This window comes from Paenibacillus senegalensis JC66 (assembly GCF_000285515.1).
Lineage (GTDB): Bacteria > Bacillota > Bacilli > Paenibacillales > NBRC-103111 > Paenibacillus_L > Paenibacillus_L senegalensis.
Genome location: NZ_CAES01000149.1, coordinates 1 through 457 on the forward strand (window position 1 = coordinate 1; position 457 = coordinate 457).

Below are 457 nucleotides of genomic sequence, written 5' to 3' on the forward strand. Positions count from 1 at the left end.
CCGGGTCGAGCACTTCAGCGAACCTGCGGATGGTTGTTGTCTTGCCCGTTCCGCAATCTCCAGTGATGACAGCGAACCACTGCCTTGAGGCTGCATACTCCAAGCGTCCGATGGTTTCTTCTAAGAAGACCGACTCGTAGAGTTCACTGCTTGGCATGTCACGTGAAAACGGCGAACGATGTAACCCGTAGAAGGACTCAAACATCTTGTTCCCCCCTGCTCACCTTGCGATACGATACAGCCGGGGCTTGAAAGGCTTTCCGTTCCTGATTCCGATCCGCTGCAGCTGCCAGTAACCGGGAATGCTGAGCGGGAATGCTTCCGATCTGCTCTGGAAGTGGCGGTCGTTTGCCGGCACGCTCACCGATAACGAGCTCGCGAACCGTCCAAGGCTCGTGACCTTCGTATTCAATGGTAAGCTCTGAGATATCCGCTGGGTCGTAGACAACGTCGACGG

General features: G+C 55.8%; 2 pseudogenes. Both read right to left on the reverse strand.

Annotation, left to right across the window (positions count from 1 at the left end):
* Positions 1-205: pseudogene (locus PSHG_RS26070) on the reverse strand (AAA family ATPase); the annotation flags it as partial.
* Positions 198-457, reverse strand: a pseudogene (locus PSHG_RS26075) (transposase); the annotation flags it as partial. The pseudogenes PSHG_RS26075 and PSHG_RS26070, both read right to left, overlap by 8 nt.